At 44.0% G+C, this 10,043-nt stretch carries 6 protein-coding genes and 2 pseudogenes; 3 read left to right on the top strand and 5 right to left on the bottom strand.

All coding sequences use genetic code 11. The annotated features are described in order from the left end of the window. Positions 1-304: 304 nt before the first annotated feature. Positions 305-2,692: an ATP-binding response regulator gene (locus tag IM477_RS11365; RefSeq protein ID WP_287731784.1), complete on the bottom strand. Its 2,388-nt coding sequence runs from the start codon at positions 2,690-2,692 to the stop codon at positions 305-307. A 277-nt stretch (positions 2,693-2,969) separates the two neighbouring features. On the opposite strand from IM477_RS11365, the gene IM477_RS11360 reads away from it, so the two are divergent. The 3 genes from IM477_RS11360 to kaiC all read left to right on the top strand — a co-directional run bounded on the left by IM477_RS11360 (position 2,970) and on the right by kaiC (position 6,026). Further along, on the top strand, positions 2,970-3,899 hold the full coding sequence (locus IM477_RS11360) for a circadian clock protein KaiA (protein WP_287731783.1): 930 nt from the start codon (positions 2,970-2,972) through the stop codon (positions 3,897-3,899). A 56-nt stretch (positions 3,900-3,955) separates the two neighbouring features. Beyond that, positions 3,956-4,270, top strand: a complete 315-nt coding sequence (kaiB, locus tag IM477_RS11355; protein ID WP_002733742.1) for a circadian clock protein KaiB — start codon at positions 3,956-3,958, stop codon at positions 4,268-4,270. 193 nt (positions 4,271-4,463) lie between these two features. Further along, positions 4,464-6,026 carry a circadian clock protein KaiC gene (gene kaiC / locus IM477_RS11350; RefSeq protein WP_002767428.1) on the top strand — a complete coding sequence of 521 codons (1,563 nt, stop codon included), beginning with the start codon at positions 4,464-4,466 and terminating at the stop codon, positions 6,024-6,026. 386 nt (positions 6,027-6,412) lie between these two features. On the opposite strand, the gene IM477_RS11345 is transcribed toward kaiC, so the two are convergent. The 4 genes and pseudogenes from IM477_RS11345 to IM477_RS11330 form a co-directional block, all read right to left on the bottom strand. Next, positions 6,413-7,408, bottom strand: coding sequence for a lysylphosphatidylglycerol synthase transmembrane domain-containing protein (locus tag IM477_RS11345; protein WP_287731782.1), 996 nt, complete (start codon positions 7,406-7,408; stop codon positions 6,413-6,415). A 230-nt stretch (positions 7,409-7,638) separates the two neighbouring features. After that, positions 7,639-8,736, bottom strand: a complete 1,098-nt coding sequence (locus tag IM477_RS11340) for a sulfotransferase family protein (RefSeq protein ID WP_287731781.1) — start codon at positions 8,734-8,736, stop codon at positions 7,639-7,641. 5 nt (positions 8,737-8,741) lie between these two features. Beyond that, positions 8,742-8,894: pseudogene (locus IM477_RS11335) on the bottom strand (aspartate aminotransferase family protein); the annotation flags it as partial. Between the two features lie 40 nt (positions 8,895-8,934). Beyond that, a pseudogene (locus IM477_RS11330) lies at positions 8,935-10,043 on the bottom strand (RNA-guided endonuclease InsQ/TnpB family protein); the annotation flags it as partial.

The raw sequence follows: 10,043 nt of genomic DNA, 5'->3' as shown, positions 1-10,043 counted from the left end.
TTGAGTTAAAAGTTAAACTTCAAGTTTTCATTCAGGACGAATGTACTGGTTAACTAATTTTTTGGGAAAAATTAGTTAACCCATCATTATAACATATAATTAATTTGCAAGAGTTCTAAGGATCGACTTAAGACTTTTGCAAGAGGTCTTTTGTTTTGTTACCTTTAATCGCTTATGAGGTAAGCAAAGCACGACGTTTTGACAAATTTTCAGCTATTTAGGGTTTGCGGCAAAAAGTAGGGGCGAAGCATTCGGATAGAAAATCTCCGGTTTCACCGATAGGTTATGCCCGAATGCTTCGCCCCTACAGGACGCGATCGCCGCTCAAGTGGCCAGAAAAAGCCAGATCAGCAGTCTCGATTACCTTTAATAGCTGTTCGATGCGGTTTTCCGTCGGGGGGGCCAAACAGGGAAAAACGGCTAAACCGGGGATTTGATTGGCCACCTCGGTGACAGCCACATCAAGGGTGACTAGGGGTAAATTAGCTAGGGTTTGCGACTCGCTCAAGGTTTGCAGATAAGAGTATAAATCTTCTGCGATCGAACTATCGATTAAGATAGCGTCCACCTCCCAGACACCAGCTAAAAGTTCCGCCTGTTCGCAACTATCGGCCTCAATAAAACGATAATTCTCCCGAACTAATTGATTATTCCAAATCCAGCTAAAGGAAGATAAATCGGAGAAATTGGGGGCATAATGGCCGTGTAAACGCAGCAGAGTCGGAGCAGTGCGCCGTTTGCGGCTAGGAATGGGGGAAACGGTCAGATTCAGGCAAGCTTGCAGAGCTGCCGATGTGATCGGCGGAACCAGAAAACTATCGGCCCCTTGCTGTTGACTGCGGTTGCGCTCAGAATCGGCAGCGGTGACAATAACTTTCATGTCTTTGGTTTGGGGATGGGATTTCAGCAGCGTTAACACATCCCAACCGGACAAGAGGGGTAGATTGGGATTGAGAAAAACACAACGGGGTTTTAACTGACGGGCTTTTTCGATCGCTTCAGTGCCGCTACGAGCGATAATGGCTTTTAATCCCAATTCACTCAAGCGATCGACAAACTGTTCGATCACTTGGGGATTAGCTTCCACCACTAACACCAGACGCTGGGGAGTGGCGGACTCCTGATCGGCACCTTGGGGATGAACCGGCAGCAGTAAAGTGAATTGACTGCCTTCCCGGTCCTTGGAGACAAAGGATAGATCTCCACCGTGACAGCGCGCTAATTTTTGGCTGAGGACTAAACCTAAACCTGCACCCTCAAATTGACGGGTGAAAGGACTTTCTAGCTGTTGGAATTTCTGAAAAATCAGATGCTGGGATTCTTCCGGAATACCGATCCCCGTATCCCAGACGGTAAAAGCCAGCCAATTTTCCCAACGATTGACTTTAATGCCGAAATTACCGCCATCAATGGTGAATTTAACCGCATTATCTAACAAATTCACTAACATCTGTTGTAAACGGGCTTCATCGGCCAGGGCATAATCTAACCCTGATTCAATGTCAAGACGATAGCTGCCGGGGAGATCGAGACGTTGGGGATACTTATCGACGATGATATCGTACACCCGTTGACAGAGGCGATCGATTTTGACTCTAGTGAAAGTTAATTTTAGTTGTCCTGTCTCCAGGCGGGTTAAGTCGAGGAGATCATTGACCAGAGCCATCAACTGGCGACCGCTGCGATAGATTAAATCGGCATATTTCGACTGTCGGGGGTTAAGTTCACCGATTTTTTGTTCCCGCAGCAGATTGGAGAGACCGATCACGGCGGTGAGGGGCGATTTAAACTCATGGCTGACACAGGCGAGAAATTCATCCTTAAGACGATTTAAATGGACTAAATCGGCATTTTTAACCGCTAATTCCTGACAATATTGCTGTTGTTCCGTGATATCGGTGGCCAACAGTAACCACAGTCCCGAAGCTTTCTCGAGCAAGGGATAATTATCCGCCAAATTTAACGGCACGGACAACAGTCGCCAAGTCTTGGCTAAACCCGATGTCACCGTTTCTAGACGCTGGGGAAACAGGGGGGGGGTGGGGGATGGGCGGGTTAAGGGGTCATTAACCAAAGCAAAGGGAGATTTATCGATATTAGCGGGGAAAGCCGCCCCGATTTGTTGACACCAAGCCTGATTTTGGTATAAAATTCCCGCTTCTGGACTGTAGAGCAGCAGCGGCAGCGGTAATTGTTCCAGAAATTCCAGAGGACGATCGCTGCGGGGGGGAGAATTGCGATCGCTGATGCGGGGCTGCGGAGGGGGATCATCGAGAATCGAGCGCCCGAGACAAAATTGGAGAAGTTTGCCCGTGTCTAAGCGTCCTAACAGTTTGCCCTGAGCATCCACTAAAATGGGAACCAAGGCGAGCGCTTCTCCCGTCAGGGTTGCCAGAAACTCACTTACGGCCATGCGAGCGTTAAGAGGGATAATCGGACGCAGCCAACCGCTCAGATCCAGGCAGCTGGAGGAGGGGTTTCTGGTTTCGGGGTACTGTTGTTGATAGAGGAGGTAAGCAATCAGGGTTTGACTCTCAATCAGTCCTAGGGGACAATACCGCTCATCCACCACCACGATCGCTTCTGGATTGCCCGTATTAATTAAATCGCAAAGACTTGCCCGGTCAATAATTAATTCACAGGCAGTGACGGATTGATGAAAGTGATGGAGGCTGAGGGTAACGCTAGGCATGGGGATAATTGGGTGGGCGGTGGCGGTAACTTTAGGGCATAATTAACAAACTGATGGCCAAACTATTAGTAGTCCTAGAACTTGAATCTACCTTGATTATGACGCTCGCTCATCTAGACGGCCTCCCCATTGATTACAATTAACTACAATACCCACTGCCAAAAAGCAAAGTTAACTTTAACTTCCCCGATCTGATGGCGAGGGGGTTGTCTTCTCAACAGAGAAAGCCTAACCTAATTGTTTGTTATTTTCTATCTACCTTGCGGGTGAGAAAACGTTGCCTCCGAGACTGACTATTTATGCTTTTATCCCAACGGACCCACCCTTGACGGGAGTGAGTTCACCTCCGGGGCTGGTTAATTCTTTGACGGCTTTATTGGCTAATGAACGCTATCATCTAACCCTAGGGTCGTCTTCTAGCGAATTACTGGCTAATATCGAGGCACAAAAGGAAAAAATCGATTGTTTGCTGGTGGTCTTTCATCCTTCCCTACAGCCGACTTTTAATCAACTCTACGAAGGGGGGATTTTACTGCCAGTAGTGATCATTGTCGCTGACAAGAACATCACTGCCGAGACGAATGACTCTCCCACCTGTCTCTATCATAGTGCCGAATTACAAATTACCGTCAAGGAATTAGACAGCATCACCTCGGTAATCGACCAAGCGATCGCTCGATTTCTCCATTTAGCTCCTAATTGCTCTTTTTCCGAACCTACCACGATTGTTAACCAACCAAATCCCGTGGAAAATAATCACAGTTTTCTCCTCCTACAACAGCGCCGTTTAGCGGAAAAATTAAAAGAAAGACTCGGCTATTTAGGTGTTTACTACAAACGCAACCCGCAGCTATTTTATCGCAATCTTGCCCCAGAGGAAAAAAACGAATTACTGCGGGAATTAAGAAGAGATTATCGGGAGATTATTTTAAATTACTTCCAACAGGATTATCCGATCAATCAAGCGATCGATGAGTTGGTTAATAATGTCTTTTTTACCGATCTCTCAGTGTCGCAAATTCTAGAAATTCACATGGAGTTAATGGATGAATTTTCCCAACAGTTAAAATTAGAAGGCAGAAGTGAGGAAATTCTCCTAGATTATCGTCTCGCTCTCATTGATATCCTTGCTCACTTGGGGGAAATGTACCGTCGTTCCATACCTCGCGAGGATATCCCTTATGATTTATTATTGGGAATAGACTAAAATATCCCCAATAAATAACAATGAACTCATATCCCCAGCCCCTTTGATCTTAACCTATGAGCGTCTTTAAAAAAACCTATGTTTTAAAACTGTACGTCGCTGGGAATACCCCCAACTCCGTGCGCGCCTTGAAAACCCTGAAAAATATCCTAGAAGAGGAATTTCAGGGAGTGTATGCGCTCAAGGTGATTGACGTGCTGAAAAACCCGCAACTAGCGGAGGAAGACAAGATTCTCGCTACTCCTACCCTCGCGAAAGTCCTCCCTCCCCCGGTGCGGAAAATTATCGGTGATTTGTCCGATCGAGAGAAGGTTCTAATCGGTTTAGACTTACTGTACGAGGAAATTCGTGAACGAGAAAATGATAGCTAGGCCTTCGGCAATAGGTGATTAGACGGGTTATATTTATTGCAGGAGAAATGATCGGGGAGTAATCTAGTACGTCTATGGGAAAGTCAAGAGTCAATGGGAATCGAGATGGTATAAAGTATCTAGTCAGGCCTGATATGTTTCTGTGGAAAAATTAGATAAAAATCCTACTCTTTAAATATTCGCTGGATAAATAATGACTCAATCTAACTCTAATAGCCAATTGAATCCACCGATTAAACCGAAAGGTGTTCGCAAAATTAGAACCCTAATTGAAGGCTTTGATGAGATCACTCACGGTGGTTTACCCATGGGGCGAACTACCTTAGTGAGTGGCACTTCTGGCACGGGAAAAACCCTGCTTGCCGTTCAATTTCTCTACCACGGTATCAAGTATTTTGACTATCCGGGCCTGTTTGTTACTTTTGAAGAATCTCCCACCGATATTATCCAAAATGCCTATAGTTTTGGTTGGGATTTAGAAGAATTAATTGACCAGGGTAAGTTATTTATTCTCGATGCTTCTCCGGATCCGGAAGGTCAAGAGGTGGTGGGTAGTTTTGATCTTTCGGCCCTGATCGAGCGCATTCAATACGCAATTACCAAATATAAAGCAAAACTGGTATCAATTGACTCTGTAACTGCTGTTTTTCAGCAGTACGAAGCGGTGTCAGTGGTGCGGCGAGAAATTTTTCGGCTCGTGGCCCGGTTAAAATTATTAGAAGTGACTTCAATTATGACCACGGAACGTATCGAAGAATACGGAGCGGTGGCGCGTTTTGGTGTAGAGGAATTTGTCTCTGATAATGTGGTAATTATGCGGAACGTGCTAGAGGGAGAAAGACGACGCAGAACCGCAGAAATCCTCAAATTACGGGGAACAACCCACATGAAGGGGGAATATCCCTTTACTATCACCAATGATGGCATTAATATCTTCCCCCTCGGTGCGATGCGCTTAACTCAGCGCTCCTCTAATGTCCGCATTTCTTCGGGAGTAAAAACCCTCGATGATATGTGTGGGGGCGGTTTTTTCAAGGATTCGATTATTTTGGCTACAGGAGCAACAGGTACGGGTAAAACTCTCTTAGTCAGTAAATTTCTGGAAGAAGGCTGTCGGCGCGGTGAGCGGGCGATTTTGTTCGCTTATGAAGAATCTCGCGCCCAATTGTCCCGAAATGCTTCTTCTTGGGGGATCGATTTTGAGGAGATGGAACGCAAGGGATTATTGAAATTATTGTGTTCTTACCCCGAATCGGCGGGATTAGAAGACCATTTACAGATGATTAAGTCGGAAATCTCGGAATTTAAACCCTCTCGTATTGCCATCGATTCTCTATCGGCGCTCGCGCGCGGGGTGACAAATAATGCTTTTCGGCAATTTGTGATCGGGGTGACAGGATACGCCAAACAGGAGGAAATTACGGGATTTTTCACCAATACCACCGACCAATTTATGGGAGCGCACTCGATCACCGAATCCCATATTTCTACGATTACCGACACGATTTTAATGTTGCAGTATGTGGAAATTCGCGGCGAAATGTCGCGAGCGATTAACGTCTTTAAGATGCGCGGTTCTTGGCACGATAAAGGGATTCGTGAATATACTATCAGTCAGGACGGGGCCGATATCAAGGATTCTTTCCGCAATTACGAGCGGATTATTAGTGGTTCCCCGACTAAAATTAGCGTCGATGAAAAGAGTGAATTATCGCGGATTGTTCGCAATGTACGCGAAAAATTACAGGATGAATAATCGGGAGTTGACTGATTGAGATTATTTTGAAGGGCGATCGGGTAAAGTCGGTCTTAAGGAAAATAACCACCAGATCAACAAACCTAATATAATCCAGAGAATATCTTTAACCAGGCGAATTTTTAAAAACTGTGCTTTCTAGATTTTTTGTCCTCAATCCAGACTTTTGGGGGGTTCTTCCCCCCAAACCCCGGAGCGCATTAGTTTTTCGGTGGGATGCTTACACTCAGTTGTTCATATATTTGTACTAATTTAAAAGTTACTGATAATACTAAATCTGGTTATTAAAGACTGATTATTTATTCCCCTTTTTGCATGAGCGCATGAGTACATGAGTGCCTATCCTGATATGTTACCTATACTCAACGGATTTAGTATGATTGAGATTATTTTGAAGAGCGATCGGGTAAAGTCGGTCTTAAGGAAAATAACCACCAAATCAATAAACCTAATATAATCCAGAGAATATCTTTAACCCGGCGAATTACAGAAATCGCTAAACCTAATTCTAGACTACCAGTTAAGGAAGCACCCAGCAGCACTAAAGAACCTTCTAAAGTACCGATATTAGCGGGAATAAAAAAGGTTCCAGCGCGCACTAATTGGGCAACAGAATCGAATAACCAAGCATCGGCAAAAGTGATCGGATGTTGGAGAAATTGCATTAAAACATAGATTTCTAAAACTCCGAGAGGCCAATTGAGAAAACCGACGATCAAGCCATTTCTAAATAGTGGCAGATTCCGGTAAAATTCCCCTAAACGATCATCGACACTGCGAAGATTTTCTAAAGGTTTAGCTAGGCGATCGCCTAAAAAAGAATGACCTAATCGATTAACTATTCGGGAGGATAAACGGAATCGCTGAATCAAGAAAAATATCAGGATACAACTGGAGAATATAGCAAGACTTAATCCGGTAAAAGTTTTAAAAGAATTGGAGAATTTTGGGGAAGCTAGGAGCAGAAAAAAACCGATAATTGCAAAGAAGACAAGGGAAGCAGTATTTAATGTCTTGGTCAGAATAATCGAGGCACTGGTTTCTTTATAGCTAATCTGATAGTGAGTTTTCAACATCACTGCTTTAAAACCTTCTCCTCCCAAAGAAGCGAAGGGAGTCACGCGATTAAAGGCTGCCCCTACCATGTAAATTAATAATAGGCGAATTGTCCATCGAGGTTGGATAGGAATGCTTTTAAAAGTTAGTTGCCAAGTAAAAACATCGGTGAGGAATTCTAGGAAATAAAAAATAATTACTAATGTCATTCCCCACCAACCGACTAGGGTGATTTGTTGCCAAACTTCTTGCAGATTTGTTTGGCGTAAAATTACCCATAGTAAAACAAAACCTAAACCCAGAAAGATAAATTTAAGATATTTCATAAGTAGTCGTGCAAAATTAACTTCTTGGTTAGGATAGGCACTCATGCAATAGGCAATAGGCAAGAAGTAGTTAGATAGGTGTAATTAATTTTGCTTAGGTACTTACTAAATCCTGTTTAAAAGGTCTAGGAGAGCGGGTAGTGGGGAAGTGGGGAAGTGGGGAAGTGGGGTAGTGGGGTAGTGGGGAGATGGGGAATTATAACTGATAACTGATAACTGATAACTGATAACTAAAAATAGTTCCAACGTTGAATAAATGGTAGCCAATGGGATGTGACTAACTCGATCGCTTTTGGGTCTGGGGGATAATTATTTTTTTTATATCCTTGCAGACTGCTGATATATTTCTCAAAGCGAGGCATAGCTATTTTTAAGTCGGGAAGTTGCAGTTGATCGTAAATTTTCTCGATTTGTGCTAGGGGGTCTTTTTCTAAATCTTCAAAACGAATTTCTACAAAACTATCGGCGGGTAAATCGGCACTATCTCGCAGGAGAGAATTGAGCATTGGGGGATAACTTTTCAGAATTACCTGCTCGATTTCATCCGTGGATAAATTATCGTAGGATTGCAGTGCTAGTTCCGGTAGGATGCGGGTAAAAAAGTGACGGGTTGAGGGAAAAACTAGATAGGGATTGCGGTAGATATGAATAAATTTAGCATCGGGCCAGATAGCTCGCAATTTGGCAATTTGTGCCGTATAAACGTGGTTTTTGATTAGTAATTGTTTGCCTCTTTGATGGATGGAAACTTTTTTTAATAGATGAGTATGCCAACGCTGCCAAGTGGCGATTTCTTTCTCGCTGCATCCCTGAAAAAAAACCCCTCGCTCGAAATGATACTGAAAACGTTGGGGAAAGTATAAACCATGGTAGTAGGAAAGGGGGATCATGCTGGCCAGGGCGATCGAATCTTCTTGGGGTGAATCGGGAGTAACGGCGACGTTATCCACATGGCGATCGCTCGGTAGGGCCAATTCTAGCAGCGGTTGTAATAAGCGGACGATACCGAGGATATCCCAGGGTAATCCCACCGCTAGGGGCGAAATATAGCCAAAATGCTCCGATTGACCGAGTAAATTGTGCAGATGGGTCGTGCCGCTGCGCCAATAGCCGACAATAAAAATGGGTGCTTTTACCTGCACGCGGCGCTCATAAAACCCTGTCATTAAAATTCGTTCTAGGGTAGAAAAAGGCAGTCGCGCCAGGGTAACTGCCAGCGCCAGGGTTGCCGGGGCCAAATTGGGGCGATCGATGCCGCCATTGGTCAAAAATAAACGAAGGAGAGTGCTAAGGTTACTACCGCAGAGGGGATGAAACAAACTGGACATATTAACTATTTTTGGGCGGTTTTTTGGCGGATAGCTTGGCTGGCCAAGGTTTTGCCGAATTCCCAAGCGGCCCCGGGGAGGCGGTGAGCGTCGGCCACCACATCTTTAACGGCGGTGACAAGCCAATGGCAATCCTCATCGGAGAGGGTGAGGGGGGGGGTTGACACTCCCGTCGCGCTCATGCGAGGGATTCTTGGTTCATCGAGTTTCCTTAATCTGGCAGGACGTATCCAACATTCGCCAGAGGGAATCTCTCCCCAAGCGTATGAGTTTCGGTGTGTCCCACCGTACTTAGTCCTCTTTTCAGAATATTGATAGCGGCGTTAATATCTCTATCTTCTACATAGCCACAGTGAGGACAAATATGAGTTCTTGTAGATAGAGATTTAGCTACTTTTTGACCACAATTAGAACAGTTTTGACTCGTGTTATGGGGGGCTACTGCTACCGTAGCCTTACCATATTTAAAGCCAAAATATTCTAACCATTGCCGAAAAGTTGACCAAGCCACATCATTGATAGATTTAGCTAGTTTAGAGCTTTTTACCATGCCTTGAATATTTAAGTTGACCTGAGCTATGAAATCGTTAGATTTAATGACGCGCAATGCCTCTTTTTCGACAAAGCCTCTACGTTGCCTACTTACTCTTAAATGTTTTCTAGCATATCTCTTTCTGGCCCTTTGGTAGTTGTTTGATTGGGGTTGACCTTTTCTAAACTTTTTGGATTTCTTCCGATTCAGACGGTTTAATCTTTTTTCTGCCTTGCGATAGTATTGCGGTATTTCTACCGTTTCCCCATCACTATTAGCGTAGAAAACTTTTAAACCTACGTCCAATCCTACACATTTCTTTGTTGGTTCTAGGGGTTTAGCATATTCCCGAATATCAACGCTTATACAGAATTGGACATAATAACCATCCGCTCGTTTAACAATCCTAACTCGTTTAATTTGGTCTAGAGGATAAAAGTTTAGGTTTCTAGTTCCTTTCAGTTTAACTGTGCCAATGTTTTTCTTATCTGTGAAAGTTATTTTCTTTCTATCCTCCGATAGTTGACCACCACAGTTTTTATATTCCACAGAACGATTATTTTTCTGAAACTTGGGATAACCCTTTTTACCTTTAACCTTTTTCTTACAATTGTCATAGAAACGGGAAATATCTGACCAGTCCCGTTCGGCCGATGCTTGTCTAGCCATAGAATTTAGAGTATCGACAAACTTGAACTGAATGGCTGCGAACTGCACAATATTTATTGAGAGAATATTTATCGATTTTGTCTTCCCTCTTGGCATCCATCCAAAG

Origin of the sequence: Microcystis sp. M090S1, from assembly GCF_020246295.1 — a bacterium.
In the GTDB taxonomy this organism is placed as follows: domain Bacteria; phylum Cyanobacteriota; class Cyanobacteriia; order Cyanobacteriales; family Microcystaceae; genus Microcystis; species Microcystis aeruginosa.
The sequence above is the reverse complement of the archived record's forward strand: the minus strand, read 5'-3'. Positions and strand labels throughout refer to the sequence as shown.

Coding starts and splice junctions, on each gene's coding strand:
- IM477_RS11365 (WP_287731784.1), bottom strand. CDS start 2,692: ATGCCTAGCGTTACCCTCAGCCTCCATCACTTTCATCAATCCGTCACT.
- kaiB (WP_002733742.1), top strand. CDS start 3,956: ATGAGCGTCTTTAAAAAAACCTATGTTTTAAAACTGTACGTCGCTGGG.
- kaiC (WP_002767428.1), top strand. CDS start 4,464: ATGACTCAATCTAACTCTAATAGCCAATTGAATCCACCGATTAAACCG.
- IM477_RS11345 (WP_287731782.1), bottom strand. CDS start 7,408: ATGAAATATCTTAAATTTATCTTTCTGGGTTTAGGTTTTGTTTTACTA.
- IM477_RS11340 (WP_287731781.1), bottom strand. CDS start 8,736: ATGTCCAGTTTGTTTCATCCCCTCTGCGGTAGTAACCTTAGCACTCTC.